This window comes from Cytobacillus solani (genome assembly GCF_006704205.1).
GTDB classification, from domain to species: domain Bacteria; phylum Bacillota; class Bacilli; order Bacillales; family Cytobacillaceae; genus Cytobacillus; species Cytobacillus solani.
This window is the reverse complement of sequence record NZ_CP041305.1, coordinates 859,768-875,860: the sequence shown is the minus strand read 5'-3', so window position 1 is coordinate 875,860 and position 16,093 is coordinate 859,768. Positions and strand designations below refer to the sequence as shown.

Annotated in this window: 15 protein-coding genes; 10 read left to right on the top strand and 5 right to left on the bottom strand. The window is 37.9% G+C overall.

Annotation, left to right across the window (positions count from 1 at the left end; genetic code table 11):
* Nucleotides 1-182: 182 nt before the first annotated feature.
* On the top strand, nt 183-905 hold the full coding sequence (locus FI644_RS04590; protein WP_053479307.1) for a 3-ketoacyl-ACP reductase: 723 nt from the start codon (nt 183-185) through the stop codon (nt 903-905).
* A gap of 179 nt (nt 906-1,084) precedes the next feature.
* Here the strand turns inward: FI644_RS04590 and FI644_RS04585 are convergent, their stop codons facing one another.
* On the bottom strand, nt 1,085-2,251 hold the full coding sequence (locus tag FI644_RS04585) for a pyridoxal-phosphate-dependent aminotransferase family protein (RefSeq protein ID WP_053478934.1): 1,167 nt from the start codon (nt 2,249-2,251) through the stop codon (nt 1,085-1,087).
* A 143-nt stretch (nt 2,252-2,394) separates the two neighbouring features.
* On the opposite strand from FI644_RS04585, the gene FI644_RS04580 reads away from it, so the two are divergent.
* Nucleotides 2,395-3,003 (top strand): rhodanese-like domain-containing protein, encoded by a 609-nt coding sequence (locus FI644_RS04580; RefSeq protein WP_056682749.1) that lies wholly within the window; start codon nt 2,395-2,397, stop codon nt 3,001-3,003.
* A gap of 104 nt (nt 3,004-3,107) precedes the next feature.
* Here FI644_RS04580 and FI644_RS04575 read toward each other — a convergent pair whose 3' ends face one another.
* Nucleotides 3,108-3,749, bottom strand: coding sequence for an NAD(P)-dependent oxidoreductase (locus FI644_RS04575; protein WP_053478932.1), 642 nt, complete (start codon nt 3,747-3,749; stop codon nt 3,108-3,110).
* A gap of 203 nt (nt 3,750-3,952) precedes the next feature.
* On the opposite strand from FI644_RS04575, the gene FI644_RS04570 reads away from it, so the two are divergent.
* Complete coding sequence (locus FI644_RS04570; RefSeq protein ID WP_053478931.1) at nt 3,953-4,387, top strand: Rrf2 family transcriptional regulator; 435 nt, start codon at nt 3,953-3,955, stop codon at nt 4,385-4,387.
* Nucleotides 4,388-4,876: 489 nt separating this feature from the next.
* A complete protein-coding gene (locus FI644_RS04565; RefSeq protein WP_053478930.1) occupies nt 4,877-5,740 on the top strand; it encodes a mechanosensitive ion channel family protein in 864 nt (287 codons plus the stop codon).
* A gap of 72 nt (nt 5,741-5,812) precedes the next feature.
* Here FI644_RS04565 and FI644_RS04560 read toward each other — a convergent pair whose 3' ends face one another.
* The gene (locus FI644_RS04560) at nt 5,813-7,012 is read right to left on the bottom strand and encodes a DUF418 domain-containing protein (protein ID WP_246067023.1); all 1,200 of its coding nucleotides are present in this window, start codon (nt 7,010-7,012) and stop codon (nt 5,813-5,815) included.
* Nucleotides 7,013-7,166: 154 nt separating this feature from the next.
* Here FI644_RS04560 and FI644_RS04555 point away from each other — a divergent pair, with 154 nt between their 5' ends.
* Together FI644_RS04555 and FI644_RS04550 are read left to right on the top strand one after the other, a co-directional pair.
* A complete protein-coding gene (locus tag FI644_RS04555; protein WP_053478928.1) occupies nt 7,167-7,886 on the top strand; it encodes a response regulator transcription factor in 720 nt (239 codons plus the stop codon).
* Nucleotides 7,883-9,646, top strand: coding sequence for a sensor histidine kinase (locus FI644_RS04550; protein WP_056682752.1), 1,764 nt, complete (start codon nt 7,883-7,885; stop codon nt 9,644-9,646). The genes FI644_RS04555 and FI644_RS04550 overlap by 4 nt, the downstream gene beginning before the upstream one ends.
* A 23-nt stretch (nt 9,647-9,669) precedes the next feature.
* On the opposite strand, the gene FI644_RS04545 is transcribed toward FI644_RS04550, so the two are convergent.
* Entirely contained in the window at nt 9,670-10,905 is a 1,236-nt protein-coding gene (locus FI644_RS04545; protein ID WP_053478926.1) for a helix-turn-helix domain-containing protein, read from the bottom strand.
* Between the two features lie 122 nt (nt 10,906-11,027).
* Between FI644_RS04545 and FI644_RS04540 the strand changes: the two genes are divergently transcribed.
* Nucleotides 11,028-12,326, top strand: a complete 1,299-nt coding sequence (locus FI644_RS04540) for an MFS transporter (RefSeq protein WP_053478925.1) — start codon at nt 11,028-11,030, stop codon at nt 12,324-12,326.
* 404 nt (nt 12,327-12,730) lie between these two features.
* Here FI644_RS04540 and FI644_RS04535 read toward each other — a convergent pair whose 3' ends face one another.
* On the bottom strand, nt 12,731-13,159 hold the full coding sequence (locus tag FI644_RS04535) for a VOC family protein (protein ID WP_053478924.1): 429 nt from the start codon (nt 13,157-13,159) through the stop codon (nt 12,731-12,733).
* 242 nt (nt 13,160-13,401) lie between these two features.
* Between FI644_RS04535 and nagA the strand changes: the two genes are divergently transcribed.
* From nagA to FI644_RS04520, 3 genes are all read left to right on the top strand, one after another.
* Entirely contained in the window at nt 13,402-14,559 is a 1,158-nt protein-coding gene (gene nagA / locus FI644_RS04530; RefSeq protein ID WP_142108085.1) for an N-acetylglucosamine-6-phosphate deacetylase, read from the top strand.
* Nucleotides 14,560-14,628: 69 nt separating this feature from the next.
* The gene (locus tag FI644_RS04525) at nt 14,629-15,360 is read left to right on the top strand and encodes a GntR family transcriptional regulator (RefSeq protein ID WP_379998305.1); all 732 of its coding nucleotides are present in this window, start codon (nt 14,629-14,631) and stop codon (nt 15,358-15,360) included.
* 5 nt (nt 15,361-15,365) lie between these two features.
* Complete coding sequence (locus FI644_RS04520; RefSeq protein ID WP_053478921.1) at nt 15,366-16,079, top strand: sugar isomerase domain-containing protein; 714 nt, start codon at nt 15,366-15,368, stop codon at nt 16,077-16,079.
* Nucleotides 16,080-16,093: the final 14 nt, after the last annotated feature.

The following is a 16,093-nucleotide window of genomic DNA, read 5'->3' as shown; positions in this document are numbered from 1 at the left end:
AAATAGCGGCCTATTCTCCATGCGGGAATAGGCTTTTTGTCGAGGGATAAGGATACAGGAACCTTATCCTAGAAGCAACTTACTTGATTACATAAATAGGAAGGAATAAAATATATAAATCTTCTTCTATAATGAATGTTGAAATAGAAGAGCAAGATATATATGGAAAGGGGACGTTTATATTGTCACAGTCATTAAAAGGAAAAGTAGCGATTGTAACAGGATCTGGCAGAGGGATCGGCCGAGCAATAGCGACTGCGTTAGCTAAAGAAGGAGTTAATGTTGGGTTGCTTGCAAGAACGGAAGATGCTTTGAAAGAGGCAGCAGCTGAAGTTCAAGAATTAGGTGTTAATGCGGCATACGCAGCTGTCGATGTTTCATCAATGGATCAGGTTGAAGAAGCAGTTAAACAATTGACAAGCGAGCTTGGTACAGCTGATATTCTCGTAAATAATGCGGGAACTGGGAAATTTGCGTCTCTATTAGATATGGATCCAGAAGAATGGAAGAGAACGATTGATGTTAATTTAATGGGTCCATATTATGTAACACGTGCGGTTCTTCCTCAATTAATTGAAAAAAATGGTGGGGACATTATTAATATTTCTTCTACTAATGGGTTAAATGGGGCAGCTACATCAAGTGCATATAGTGCATCAAAATTTGGGCTGATTGGTTTAACTGAATCGTTGGCACAAGAAGTCCGCAGAAATAACATCCGTGTAACTGCATTGGCTCCAAGCACGGTAGCAACAGAGCTTGCAGTTCAAAGCAATTTAATCAATGGGAACGAAGAGAAGTATATGCAGCCTGAAGACATAGCTGAATTTGTTGTGTCACAATTAAAATTACATCCGCGAATTTATGTGAAGGCTGCAACACTTATTGGAACAAATCCATTTTAATAGAACATTTTAAAATTAAAAGACGAAAGCAAAAAGCAGTGCATTTTGGTATTCACTGCTTTTTACTTTTAAAGATGTTTAATCCCAAATTTATAAGCCTAGATATACTATTTTTTAAAAAGAGTATAAGAAATCGGACGTACGGCAGTGGGAGAGATAGTGTTAATGGTTCTACTTCTTTATCTAGTTTTCAATGTATTTTTCTTACTTAAAAATACATTCTGGGCTGCCATAATGCCTGCGCCAGGTTCAAACGAATAGTTAAAATCCTGCAATCCAGCCTCCATTAAAGAAATAGCTTCAAGAACATTACTCGGGAAGCAATAGCCCATATGGCCAAATCTAAAGACTTTTTCCTGTAAATGACCTAGTCCCCCAGCAAAATCTAGATGGTATTCTTTTTTCAAGTGTCCTAGAAAATCACTAAGATCCAATCCTTCTGGAGTTAGAATTGTTGTAATGGTTGGTGAAGCGAATTCGTCGCTAGTAAGAAGTCCTAAGTTTAAAGATCTCATTGCTGCTCGGACCATATCCCTCATTAGAGCATGCCGAGCAACCGTTTGGTCAAACCCCTCTTCCTCAATTAAGTCACAAACAGCAGCTAGTCCGTATATTAGCGTAATAGCTGGTGTATTAGGTGTCATTCCTTTCTCTGCCCAATTGCGGTAGCTTAATAGGTTTAGATAATATGAAGGAGTCTTATTTTCCTCAATCGCTGTCCATGCTTTTTCACTGACACTAACAAGGGAAAGACCAGGTGGGAGCATCATTGCTTTTTGTGAGCCAGTTACTAAAATATCAATACCCCACTCATCCATTTCTGCTAGTGTACCGCCGATACAACTGACTCCGTCTACAATAAATAATGCATCAGTATGCGCGTGAACAACCTTTGCTATTTTGTCTATCGGATTGAGAACACCAGTAGATGTTTCGTTGTATGTAACGAAGACAGCCTTTATATTATTTAAAGGCTTGAGGAATTCTGTAAGCATCTCTTCTGTACAAGCCTCTCCCCATTCAATCGCTAGCTTATGTACATTGAAATTATATTTTTCACATATTCCTACAAAATAGTCACCAAATGCCCCGATAGTAATAACGACCACATCTTCTCCTGGTGAAACAATATTGACTGCTGCTGCCTCTAGTGCTGCAGTTCCACCAGATGGTAAAAGTAAAATATCTTGCTTCGTCCCAAACAATGGCTTCACTCGTTTGTTTATCTCACGATATAGTTCTACGAAATCACCACTGCGGTGGCTGTAAATATCTTGTGCCATTGCTAATTGTACTTTTTTAGGTATTGGTGTAGGTCCTGGGTGTCGTAAAATATTTGTATACATTTCCATAGCCTCCCTTTTTGTTAAATTATTTATATCTAACTATAAAAAAAACATTTTGTCTAATTATTCTTACTTTTAAAACAGAAGGGTAATGGGATATAGTTTTCATATAGTTTATAGCATTATATATTTAGGAGTATTCTATGAAATTGAATAAAAGTGGATTGGAATATGTAAAATCCTTAATTCTTGTTGATATGCCGCCTAAATCCTTATCGGCAAATAAGGATGATTGGGTGGAAGGGCCATTAGATGATATTGCTTCAATTTATAATACGTATTTACGTAATTCAAGCGGTCTAGAGGACTATAAAGATAAACCAATCATTCTCTATTGCAACACAGGAAATAGAAGTGGAAAGGCAGCAGAAATACTAGCAAACAACGGGTTTACGGATGTAACAAATGCGCAAGGTGTTAAAGAATACGAGTATGATTTAGTGCATTACAAGGAGGTTAGAGGGGCAGCATTCCAAGAAATGATTGATGAAAATAAAGATCTTATTCTTGTAGACGTTAGACCAGAAAAGCAAGTTAAAGAAGAGGGTATGATTGAAGGGGCAATAAATGTGCCATTCGATGCTGTGAAGGAAAATCTTGATAAATTACCAAAAGAGAAGACAATTGCTTTATATTGCAATACAGGTACAAAGAGTTCAGAGGTTGCAATGCAATTGGAAGGTTTAGGATATGAAAATGTGATAAATGCTATTGAAGGTGTAAAGGAATACTCTTTCATATTAGTAAAATAGTATAGCCCACTTGCTACAGGTCTTTCCTATGGCAAGTGGGTTTTTTGGTCAAGCATCTAATTTAGAAGAGGTAGGCTTAGCTGCCTAATGATGTTAACCAATAGTTATTCAGCTTCAGAAACAAGGGTAAACCGCTCATTCATATGTTGAGGATTTTCAATTTCATCCAATACAGCAATAGCGTAATCAGCATAGCTTACATAGCTTTGGCCTGCATGATTTAAAATTAAATGATCCTTCCCTTTTTGATAGGACCCAGTTCTTTTACCTTCAGGGTTAAAGAACGCAGCTGGGCTAATGAAAGTCCATTGAATGGCGCTTGCATTTTGCAGGTCTTCTAAGTTTTTTCCTTGATTCGATGCTGTTGCAAAATATTCTTTTGGAAAATCAGGTGTATCCATTACGCGAGTCGTTTTTGCTTCGTCAACAAAAAGACTGCCTGCTCCGCCAACGACAATTAATCTTGTTTGTGGAGCATTTTTTAAGCATTCAATTAATTTTCTGCCAGCGTCTACATGCAGATGTTCTTGGCCTGGGGCTGCACCGTATGCATTAACAACAACGTCAAATTCCTTTAAATCGTCTGTTGTTATATCAAAAATATCTTTTTCCAATACAAGGTTAACGTGATTTTGAAGTTTCCCAGCATTCCTTACAATAGCTGTGACCTCATGATTACGTTCAAGAGCTTCCTTTAAAATTTGATTTCCAGCCTTCCCGCTTGCACCAATAATTCCAATCTTCATTTTATTCATCCTCCTTAGGTATAAGTTGTAATAATAACGATTACATGTAACAATATAAGTTACAACTAATACGTTTGTCAACAATAAATGTTAAAATGGATATATTAAGGTTGTTAATTATGTATACAATTACTTGTAACTATACAATTTACATGGTATATACTTTATAGATTATGGGAAAAAGGTGAAGGAAGGCGAATAAAATGTCTATTAGTAGTCGATTCTCTGTAGGAATTCATATACTATCTCTTTTAGAAATTAATAAAGATGGAGTGAATACATCAGAATTTATTGCAGGCAGTGTCAATACAAATCCTGTTGTTATAAGAAAAATCATGGGGATGCTTAAAAATGCCGGTTTGGTAAAAGTCCGTCCTGGTGTCGCAGGTGCAGAACTTGGGAAGGATATTTCAGAAATCACAATGCTTGATGTTTATAAGGCCGTTAATGTTGTACAGGAAAAAGAGCTATTTGGTGTTCACGCAAATCCAAATCCATCATGTCCAGTTGGGAAAAATATTCAAGAAACAATAAGCCCCATATTCTCTGCTGCCCAGCTCTCAATGGAGAAGGCACTCGATAACGTTACAATAATGGACGTTGTAAAAGAAATAATAGAGAAAGGACAAGGGACATGACCTTGTCCCATAATATGTGGGGGAAATAAATACGGGATAAACAGAAATCCATGCGATAGAGGAATGATGATTAGTGCATAATAATTCTTTCTATGACTAGGAACCTGCACCTTGGATCTATTTCCATTAACCTGAATCAGATAGATTCAGTTTTTTTATTTTGAGTTGGATCTTCTGTTATTAAAGAGGGAGTAGCCTTTTAGGCTTGTAGAGAGAATGTATAGTTGGACATAACATAATAGTATATTTGAAATACTCATAGTAATAATCTTGGTATTGCTGTTCTTTATGTATATTTTTGATTTGCTCAAGAGGTTATAAAGAAGCAGTTCTCTTTTAATACTTTAATAAAAAATTGTAACACAACATTTTAGATGAACAGAACAAAAAAATAGATTGTTCCATCTAAATAGAAAATGATTGAATGAAAAGGGGAAACACATTAAGATAAACAATGTGAAAAAGCTTTAAAAGGAAGGATGAAATGGTTTGGTAAATTTTAAGACTTTTGATTGGGAAGGTTTGCTTATAGATGCAGGAGTGAAAGCTCTTGAGATTATTGGAATATTAATTGCTTTTGTAATCGTTAAGAAAATTGGCAGTAAGGTTTTAGATCGGACTTTCCTTAACATAAGCAAAAGGAAGAACATTTCAGAAGGCCGTGCTTTAACACTACATAAGCTAGCCGAAAATATTTTATCGTATAGTTTAATCTTTATTCTTGCTGCTTCATTGTTTAATGCATTTGGATTGCCAGTTGCAAGCTTAATTGCAGGTGCAGGAGTGGTCGGACTAGCAATTGGTTTTGGAGCGCAAGGACTTGTGAGTGATGTTGTTACAGGATTTTTCTTATTATTAGAGAAACAATTGGATGTAAATGATTACGTAACAATTGGCAATATTGATGGGGTTGTAGAGGCAGTAGGCTTACGAACTACCCAGCTTCGGAGCTTTGATGGAACACTAAATTTTATTCCGAACCGAGATATACTGACTGTAAGAAATCATTCCCGTGGAAGTATGCGTGCGCTTGTTGATATTGGGATTGCTTATGATGAAGATATTGATCATGCGATTGAAGTGACTCAGGCAGTTTGCGATCAAATGGCTGCAGAGAATCCTGTCATTGTAGAAGGTCCAAATGTCATCGGCGTTCAAGCTTTAGGTGCATCTGATGTTGTGCTGCGTGTAATAGCGAAAACAGAGAATGGGGAACAATGGGCAGTAGAACGTGATATCCGTAAGGCAATCAAGGCGGCATTTGATGAAAACGGAATCGAAATTCCATATCCTCATCAAGTGATGGTTCACAAAAATGAACAAAATCTAGGGAAATCACGAGGGAATGAATGATTAATATAGATTAAAAAAAGTCAGTTCTATATTTAATTGTAGAACTGACTTTTTCATGCAATCATTTTATATTTATATTTGTTCTTTAACTTGTGGATAATCAGGTACTGGCTTAGCCTTTTTCTTCGTATTCCCGCTCCATTTTAAATACGTTCCAATTCTCATCAATTTTTCAAAAGGTCCAACTTTCCAAACCTTCAAATAGAAGTGGCTGGTGATGACTTGAATTCCATAAATGGCAATAGCTAATAATATGCCATTAATAACGCCGATTTGCCCAAATAATCCAAACCCATAACCATAGAAGATGGTTGTACAAATGATACTTTGAAGTAAATAGTTAGTCATGGAAAGACGTCCAACATTTTCAAAAAGCTTTAGAAAAACCGGATTTACTCCCTTTGCATAAAGTAGGGCAAAGGCGAAAATATAACCAATCGCTAATAATGGTGCACCCAAGATTTCTGCAACACCTGCCCAAACGGTATTCGGCAGTAAATAAGGAATGCTCTTTAGTAGTAAGCCAATAGGAACGAGTATACTTGCCCAACATACATACAGCTTTCGTTCTTCCTTCGGCTGGGTGAACCAGCGCATTTTTGCAGCATACATCCCAAGTAAAAATAATGGGCAAAGCATAAACGGAGTTAATAGAATGATAAAGAAATAGGCACCAGGAGGGAGGCCAAGCGGATCTTCCCCGCTATTGCGAAAATCTTTAATCTCTGAATAGCTGCCATCTGCATAAATAAGATTTGCCTTTTGTACGTATGAGTTTATACTTTCTGCTTCTTCTGGAGTTTCCATCATATTTCCAAACCCAATGAACGAAGTTAAAATGAGCAAAGTGACCGCCCAAATGAAAATCGTTTTTTTCTTGCGATTTAAGAAAATCATCATAAGCAAACCTAAGCATCCATATGAAAATAGGATATCGCCCTCCCACACAAAGGTGGAGTGCAGCAGCCCAAGAACGATTAACTGGAAAAAACGACGTGCAAAATGCCGTTTCACCTTCCCGCCATTTTCTTCAAGCTTTTCCTTCATTTTGATCATCGAATACCCAAATAGAAACATAAAGATTGGCATAAAGCTGCCTTCCACAAATACTTTTCCCCATATATTCGCAGCCTCATCACCGACAAATAACTTAAAGTGCTCAAGTTCATTCATTCCCCAAATGCCGTATTGAAAGATAAGCATATTCGCCATTAAAATGCCTATTAAACTAAATCCTCTAATCCCATCAATTATTCCTAATCTTTGTTTCATCTTACCTTCTCCTTTATTCATATCTGCATACCCCTACTCTACTTTGTTCAGCTTTCAAGACAATGAACAAAACTTTACTATTGGATAAATTTTTTCCATTTCGTTCAACTGTTCGTAAAGTTGCTATGCTACGATATGGGAGAGGTGGATACACATGGAAACAAACAACATCTTAATTGTAGATGATGAAAAAGCAATCGTTAAAATGCTGGAGCTCATGTTGAAAAAGGAAGGGTTTCAGCATATTTATACGGCCCATTCAGGCAGCGAGGCGCTTGAAATAGTAGAAAAGATAAACATCGATATTATTATTCTCGATGTCATGCTGCCAGATTGCAGCGGATTCGAGCTTTGTCCGAAAATCCGTGAGAAAACGAATGCTTACATTATATTTTTAACAGCCAAGGTTTCTGACCTTGATGTGCTAACGGGTTTTGCAACGGGCGGGGATGATTATGTCACGAAACCATTTAATCCGCTAGAGATTGCTGCCAGAATAAAAGCGTATCTTAGGAGAATGCCAGCTCCATCTGCCAAGGCACAGCCAATATCTAAGGCTACTAAACTATATGATTTTGGACGATTTATTCTGGACGAGAGTGCTGGAGAACTAATCGTTAATGGAGAGCCAGTTCCATGTCCTACACAAGTATATTTACTGCTGCTCTATTTTTGTAAACATCCGAATATCGTGCTCTCTAAATCAAATCTTCTGGAAGCAGTTTGGGGATTTGAACACTTTGTTGATGACAACACAGTTTCCGTTCATATTAGAAGAATTAGAGAGCGGATTGAAGAAGATCCAAGCAATCCTAAATTTCTGCTCACTGTCAGGGGTCTTGGCTATAAGCTTATTAAAGGAAAACAAATATGAAACGATTAAGAAGGCGGCTATTCCTCCATTTCTCCTTTCAATTTATTTCATTGGCAGTGGCAATTATCATACTATTTTTTTTCATTTTACTCATAACAATTGTTTGGATAACGAAGGATGAATCAAAGTATAACTATTATCAGACGAAAATTGAAAGCATTTCGATGGATACAGGAAGTTCATTGAAGGAAATTACGATGCCTGATGGCTGGGATAAGGATTTGGCTGAGGAAGGGATCTGGGTACAACTTATTAATCATAAAGGGGAAGTCATTGAATCAGGCAATGTTCCAGATTCGATACCTAAACAATATAGCCAGCATGATTTACATAAAATGCAGGAAACAAATGAGCTCCAAGGCTATTCCCTATATTTCTATTTAGAAACGTTATATGAGGAGCCGTATTTATTCGTGTTAGGACACGAGGATAAAGGGCGTAAAATACTTCAGCAAATTATAGGTGACTATGGAAAAGAAGGCATGATTTCGCAAGAACAATTGAAACAGGTTGAGGATCAGCTTCTTTCAATAGATGGGTTTATTAAGGTTTATGATGTGAGTGAAAATTTAATTCAAGAGGTTGGCAGCCCATCAGGTCTTGATGAAGAACTCCCGTTAGATGTATTTGTACGTAAAGTGGCCCCTGATATTTATTCGACGAAAACTACCATAATTAAGGATCCAGCAACGCAGGCTTTATGGGTGCTTTATACCCCAAATAAAAATAAAGAAGAAATCAAGCTTGATTCACTAAAAGAAATTATTATTGCATTTGCAGTATCTGGTGTTATTGTTCTTGTCGTAACCATTGTGATCTCCTTTTGGAATGGCTTCCGTTATGGGAATCCGCTTTTTATTTTTACTAGCTGGCTCAGCCGGATGGGGACTGGTAAGTACAATGAGGTATTAACCGAAAAGGAAAAGAAGCTTATTTTCCGGAAAAATGGGAAGGTTCGCCTGAAATACCGTTTATATGCGGAAGTTTTTCAAGCGTTTTATGCGATGGCAGAAAAATTAGCCGCATCAACGAAGGAGAGGGAGCAGCTTGAGAAAACAAGGGAGGAATGGATGGCTGGCATTTCTCATGACCTTCGTACCCCTTTAACGACGATGCAAGGCTATGGAACGCTATTGGAAAGCGGACAGTATGAGTGGTCAAAACAAGAGCTTGAGGATATAGGGAGAACAATTGGCGAAAAAAGTGCTTATATGCTAAGTCTTATTGAAGACTTCTCATTAAGCTTCAGATTAAAGAATGAGGCTGCACTTGTTGATTTTCAGTCGATTGAAGTGAATCAGCTCCTTACAAGCATAGTGATTAAGTTCCATGAGGATATGACATTATCAGACTATCACCTATCGTTTGATCCATTAAATCATAACCTATCCCTTCAAATTGCGAAACGCTGGTTTGAAAGAATGATGGATAACTTAATATATAATGCGATTATTCATAACCCGCCAGGAACTGCTATCAGAATAGCAATAGAAGAAGACAGTGGGAGCGGGAAGCTTAAGATCATGATTAAAGATAATGGAATCGGTATGGATGAAGAGACAAGAAAACATCTATTTAATCGTTACTATCGAGGAACGAGTACAGATGAACGTGTGGAGGGCTCTGGATTAGGGATGAGTATCGCTATGCAAATTGCCGAGCTGCATAAGGGGGACATTATTGTAGACTCGGAGATAAATAAAGGGACCGTGGTTACAGTTTGTATCCCGCTTCCTCAGGATAACAAGCAGTTGGAATAACTATGTGACAAGCAGAAGAGAAATTACTCTTCTGCTTGTTTTAACATTTTTACTTTTTGATAGGTGGCATAGCAGAAATCTTTATACGATGTATCTGGCAACAGCTCAAAATTTTTCACGGCAACTTCTGAAAAATGAATAGCTGCTTTTAAATCTTTTTGTTCCAGATGACAAAGGGCCGTATAGGAGTCTGCAATATAAAAAATGGATAAATCGAACGGATGATGAATATATGAAGGGATGTTAATCTTTTCAAGGCACTGAAGAGCTTCAGAAAAATGACCAAGTTCATATAAGGCTCGTCCTTTTTCAAGGAAGAAATACGGTTGATACCCTTCTGGTTTCTGATTATTTTCAAGTATCGCATCAATCCATTCAATTGCTTTAGCATAATCATGTTCGTCAGAAATGAGTGAATCAATGTTTATCAGCTCACAAAACCATTTTGAGTTCATATCATCAGCAAACTTCTCATATTGCTTCAGCTTCTGTGTGTAATACGCCTTTTTTTCAGTATTCTTTGACATCATCGCATATCCAGCAGCAAGCCGATATAAATCATCAATTAAGTAAAATATTCGATTCTCTTTTGAAAAGTTTATCGCCTCATTCATTACGCGTGTAGCAGATTCTGTATCACCGACAGCAAAGTGTAATGCTGCTTCATGATAATCCAACGATAACCTTGTCATTGGATCGATGTAAGCGTGAGTTGTTTCAATTTTACGGCGTTCATTTACATGTATGTTTAGTGACTCTGCATAGTCATGGGCAAAAAACTCTACCGCCGAACGAAAAACACCAAGTGATGCCCTGCGTGAAGTGAGGTTCATCTGATCATAGATTTGTACAGCTTTATCTAATAATCCTTTCCAACCATCCTTTTTTTCATAGTAAAGTGAGCGGCTGTAAATATCTAATAAGCGTGCTGATTCGTATCCATTGGCAAGTCTGCTTGCATAGGGTTCAATGAGGGCAATGAGCTGCTTATATTGATCATTCACTTCTTCTAAATCTTGATTAAACAACTTTTCTGCCTTTTCAAGAACTTCCCGTAATTCCTGTGAACTGATTTCCTCTAATAAGTCTGTTACATCTACACCTAATCGCTGTGCGATATAGGCTAGGCTTTCCATAGATGGATTTGCCTTATTATTCTCAATGAGACTTAGCATTCCTTTTGTGAGTGCATCACCTGCTAACGTTTCTAGTGTCATTTTCTTTTGTTTTCGTAATTTACGTATGCGTTCACCTAACATGGCTTTTAAACACTCCTGATTTTTAAATATAGTTTAATTATATTAAACTTTTTCTTGAAAAGAAAGAGGGGAGGTGATATGATTTGTTTAATTAAATTAAACATTTTGGAAGGTGTGTTATTGTGGAAGATGCATTAAAGCTGAAAAAGGCGACCTATCATTTATGGACATTTACGATTAGTAAACTGATTTCAACGTTCGGTGCTAATGTGTATTCATTTGCGATTAGCTTTTATATTCTGCAAATGACAGGATCTGCAACAAACTTTGCTGCAAACCTTATTTGCAGTTTGTTGCCTCGAACAATCGCCGCACCATTTGTTGGGTATGTGGCAGATAATTATTCCCGTAAGGCAATTGTCATTTGCTCACAGATTGCAACAACAATGGCAATTGGAGGACTCCTTATCGTTAGCTTACATTCGGGTCTCTCCCTTGCTGCCATTTATACAACTACCTGTATTTTATCCATTACGTCGACCTTTTCCGGTGTCACTTTTTCCTCATCGATTACAGGACTTGTAGATGAAGCAAGAATCCAGAAAGCCATGTCATTAAACCAGATGTCTATTTCTTTTGCCTCGATAGGCAGCCCAGCAGTAGGGGGACTTTTATTCGGTGCTGTTTCAATGCCGGTATTCCTCATTATCTATATGATTGCCTCTAGTATAGCTATCGTTCTTGAATCAACAATGAACTTCAAACTGTTCGCAAAAAGGAAAGGAAAAGTTGAAGGGGAGAAAAAAGAATCGATGTGGCAAAGCATGAAAGCTGGATTCAATTATTTGAAATTGCAGCCATTACTAATCATCGTCATCTGGATTGCACTTCTTGTTAATTTCCTTTTAGGCGCATTTGAGGTTGGCTATTCCTATATTCTTATTGAAAAGTTAAAAATGAATTCACAGCATTTTGGGCTTACACAAGGTGCGTTTGCAGTGGGAATGCTAGTTATGTCACTTTATTTTTCAGTAAGGAAAGAAGTGAAATTTCCACTTCTTGTCTCAAAAAGAGGGATTTTAGGGATGGGAGCAATATTGGTTGGAATTTCAATTCCACTAATGATGTCACTATCTAATCTTTCTATATTTGCTTATTATGTTGTGCTCATGTTCGGCTTCGGTACGATCATTATTATTGTTAACACACCATTGCAAGTAATGATGCAAAAACAAATAGATGACGATTATAAAGGACGTGTTTTTTCATTATTTGAAACAATGGCAATGGCTCTCATGCCATTGGGAATGGTTCTATATGGGTTCTTATACGATGTGTTACCAGCCCAATGGATACTAATCCTTTCAGCTGCCCTTCTTATCGGAGTGGTCCTTTTGCTCGCAAGACCTGCAGTTATAAAAAGGGTGTATCCAGAACTTGATAAAGGGAAAGAGCCAAAGCGTGAAGTAGAAACTGTATAAGGAAAAAGTACTAAAAGCATGAAGAACCCACTTTTATCCATTTTCTTCCTGTATAGTGACAATACATTTGAAAATGGAAATTTTAGTTGAGGTAAATGTAAGTGAAAAAAGGGATTGCTTCAGGTGAAGAATGTAAATAGCAGTATGAACAAAAATGTATAAAAAAAGAAAAAAGGAAATAGAATCTCAATGAGAGGATCTTTTTCCTTTTTTACAAGATAAGAAAGTATAACTTTGGAGTTAGAGAGTTGTCTAGCTCCAGCGCCTATCGCCTATCAAACTTCAGGCCCCCTCCCTACGATAAGTCAACATCGGTTCGCTATCGCTCACCGTGTTTCCTTTATCTCAGTCGCGGTCCTTCCAGTTTGTACGGCGATGGTCAAGGCGCTTGCGCTTTTCTAAGATTACATGCCTGTTTCTCCACTGTCATGGCTTAATTGCCACCCAATGCCAAATTTATCAGTTAATTGACCATAGCATTTGCTCCAGAACGTTTCTTGAAGCTCCATGCCGACGGTCCCGCCTTCTTTCAATTTATTAAATACCGATTTAATTTCATCGATGTCCTTGCTGACAATGGCAAGGGTGATGTTATTTCCCTGGGTGAAAGGCGATCCAGGAAAAGTGTCAGAGAACATGACAGTGCTCCCGCTTATTGTTAAGCGTGCATGCATGACTAAATTTTTGGCTTCCTCTGGAAGCGGATATTCTGGGTTTGGCTTTGAATCACCAAAGGCCATAATTTGAGGTTTATCAGCTCCGAAAACCTCAGCATAATATTCTACAGCTTCACGACAATTTCCATTAAAAGTTAGGTAGACTTCTACAGCCAACTTTACCACTCCTCTAAAATAATCAGTATAGTACAACCTCATTATAACCATTAACCGCTTTATCCAATATACATTTTCTAAAAAAAAGATTTAAAAGATTGAAAATTTAGACTTTTCTTTTTAATGGATGTACCCTATAATTGGTATAGACAACTATACCAATTAATGCTATTAGAGGAGAGTTAAGACATCAAAGGCTAAAGGATTCCTTTTTCAAATTTAGCCTTTTAGGAGCTGTTTAAATGGAAAGAAAGATACTCATTTCCAATGTCACAATCATAAATTATGATCAAGCAGAATTTGTAGGCAGTATTTTTCTTAAGGATGGCAAAATCGAAAAGGTAGGAAAGGATTTACAAGTGGATGCAAATGAACATCTGGATGGTACTTCGGGAGAATGGGTCGTATTTCCAGGGTTTATTGATATGCATATTCATGGATCAGAAGGCTTTGACACGATGGACGCGACAGAAGAGGCACTTCGTGGCATGGCTCGCTCATTAGTTAAGGAAGGAACGACAGGCTTTTTAGCAACAACGATGACTCAATCGATTCAAGCAATTGAGGATGCGTTAGAAAATATCAGTTATTATAAGAGTAATACGGATGAGGCAGAGCTGTTAGGCATTCATGTTGAAGGTCCTTTTATATCAAGAAGATGGGCTGGTGCCCAGCCCATGGAGCATATTATTGAGCCATCCATTGAACAGTTTAATAGATGGCAAGAGCTTAGCGGGGATCGAATCAAGCAAGTAACGATTGCGCCAGAGGCCAGGAATGGATTTGAATTTGTAGAAGCGTGTAGGAAGATGGGGGTTCTTGTATCGATTGGACATTCAGATGCAACAGGAGAGGAAGTGGAGAGGACCGCAGCATTAGGAGCTCGGCAAGCTACGCATTTATTTAATGGAATGCGCCCTTTTCATCACCGTGAACCAGGCGTTGTCGGAGCGGTTTTGCTTGAAGAGCGGATAAAAACTGAGCTAATTGCTGACTTTTTGCATAGTCACCCAGATGCCTTAAATCTTGCTTTTCGACTGAAAGGAGCTTCAGGGATCATCCTGATCACGGATGCTATGCGGGCAAAAGGACTCCCATATGGCGACTATGATTTGGGAGGACAAACGGTGTCTGTCACAGAAGATGGGGCACATCTCTCCAATGGATCGTTAGCCGGGAGTGTTCTAACGTTGGATCAAGCTGTTCGCAACTTCAAAAAGACTACAAATTGTTCATTACAGGAGCTCGTCTCTATGACATCTGCTAACGCTGCTAAACAGCTGCAGCTTCGAAATAAAGGCTATATTGCGGAAGGTTTTGATGCAGATATCGTTATCTTGGATCAAGCGTTACATGTACAAAAGACAATCTGCCGGGGCAGCATTGTTTATCACAGATAAACCGGCTGTAAGACCTCTACTGATTGAGTTTCACTTTATGAAAATGAAATAGTAAGTGCAATGAAAGGAATGAAAGACTTGATAGATAAAGAATCTCGAGTGCCTATCTATCTCCAAATTGAGGAGTTGCTAAAGCAGCGCATTTATCTAGAAGAATATAAAATTGGTGAAAATATCCCTTCAGAGCGAGAGTTATCTGAACAGTTAAATGTGAGCCGCATGACTGTCAGACAATCCATAACAAATCTTGTGAACAATGGACTTTTATACAGGGAAAAAGGAAGAGGCACATATGTCGCCAATCCGAAGCTAGAGCAGCCTTTAAATGGGTTAACTAGTTTTACGGAGGATATGAGAGCAAGAGGAATGGAACCAAGCAGTAAATTAATCAATTTCGAGAAGATGATTCCACCAGTTGATATAGCTAGAGAGCTGCAGCTAGAACAGGATGAGTATGTTTTTCATGTCATTCGCATACGCAATGCGGATCTAAAGCCGATGGCTATTGAAAGGACGTACATTCCTGTGAAAATCTTCCCAGAACTGGATGAAAAGAAAATAATGGGATCTCTCTATGCGTTAATTGAGGCAAGATCGCACCAGAAAATTGGCAATGCAATTCAGCAAATGGAGGCAGCGATTGTTTCAAAGGAAGACAGCAAATATTTACAAATTAGTACTTCGCAAGCCGTGCTCATTATTAAAAGAACTAGTTTTTTAACGGATGGTGTTCCATTCGAATTGGTACGCAGTACATATCGTGCCGATCGATATAAATTTATTAGTGAAATTAAGAGGTGAAGGGTATGAAGTCTTATTTCGCAGAGATTCAGCGCCTCTTGAGTAAAGTAAGCGAGCAGGAACAAAGACAAATTGAAAGCGCTTCAAAAATAATTGTAGAGTGTTTTCAAAACGGGGGAATTCTCCAAATATTTGGATGCGGCCATTCCCATCTATTGGCTCAGGATACTTATTATCGAGCAGGAGGGCTTGTTCCTATACGTCCAATTACCATTGAACCATTAATGCTTCATTATGGTGCGTTAACATCTTCAAAAAATGAAAAGGACCCGGCTTTTATAAAAAATCATCTTGAGAACTTTGAATTTAAGAAAAAGGATGTCCTTATTGTTATATCAACCTCAGGCTGTAATCCTGTACCAATCGATGTTGCCCTATTAGGGAAAAAAGCTGGGATTACAGTTATATCCCTTCAATCATTAGAGTACATGGAGCAGCTTACACGACATGAAAGCGGGCACCGTTTAGAAGAAGTCGTTGACCTCGTATTAAATTCACATATACCAGTTGGCGATGGGATACTAAGCCTTCAAGGTGTACAGTATGGGCCGGCCTCTACTGTAATCGGTTCTGCTATCTTGCATGCATTATTTAGCCAAGTTATAGAGTCTCTTGATATGGATAGATTGCCAGTATTTCAGAGTGCAAACGTATCAGCTAATCAATCGGCTAATCTTGCACTAATTAATCAGTACAAAGACCGCATTGATTTTGACTAATGATTAAGAAGGAG

What these genes read in the sequence shown, in the direction of transcription:
- FI644_RS04585 (WP_053478934.1), bottom strand. Translation starts at nt 2,251, where the DNA reads ATGTATACAAATATTTTACGACACCCAGGACCTACACCAATACCTAAA.
- FI644_RS04520 (WP_053478921.1), top strand. Translation starts at nt 15,366, where the DNA reads ATGAAGTCTTATTTCGCAGAGATTCAGCGCCTCTTGAGTAAAGTAAGC.
- nagA (WP_142108085.1), top strand. Translation starts at nt 13,402, where the DNA reads ATGGAAAGAAAGATACTCATTTCCAATGTCACAATCATAAATTATGAT.
- FI644_RS04580 (WP_056682749.1), top strand. Translation starts at nt 2,395, where the DNA reads ATGAAATTGAATAAAAGTGGATTGGAATATGTAAAATCCTTAATTCTT.
- FI644_RS04525 (WP_379998305.1), top strand. Translation starts at nt 14,629, where the DNA reads ATGAAAGACTTGATAGATAAAGAATCTCGAGTGCCTATCTATCTCCAA.
- FI644_RS04560 (WP_246067023.1), bottom strand. Translation starts at nt 7,012, where the DNA reads ATGAAACAAAGATTAGGAATAATTGATGGGATTAGAGGATTTAGTTTA.
- FI644_RS04550 (WP_056682752.1), top strand. Translation starts at nt 7,883, where the DNA reads ATGAAACGATTAAGAAGGCGGCTATTCCTCCATTTCTCCTTTCAATTT.
- FI644_RS04545 (WP_053478926.1), bottom strand. Translation starts at nt 10,905, where the DNA reads ATGTTAGGTGAACGCATACGTAAATTACGAAAACAAAAGAAAATGACA.
- FI644_RS04570 (WP_053478931.1), top strand. Translation starts at nt 3,953, where the DNA reads ATGTCTATTAGTAGTCGATTCTCTGTAGGAATTCATATACTATCTCTT.
- FI644_RS04575 (WP_053478932.1), bottom strand. Translation starts at nt 3,749, where the DNA reads ATGAAGATTGGAATTATTGGTGCAAGCGGGAAGGCTGGAAATCAAATT.
- FI644_RS04555 (WP_053478928.1), top strand. Translation starts at nt 7,167, where the DNA reads ATGGAAACAAACAACATCTTAATTGTAGATGATGAAAAAGCAATCGTT.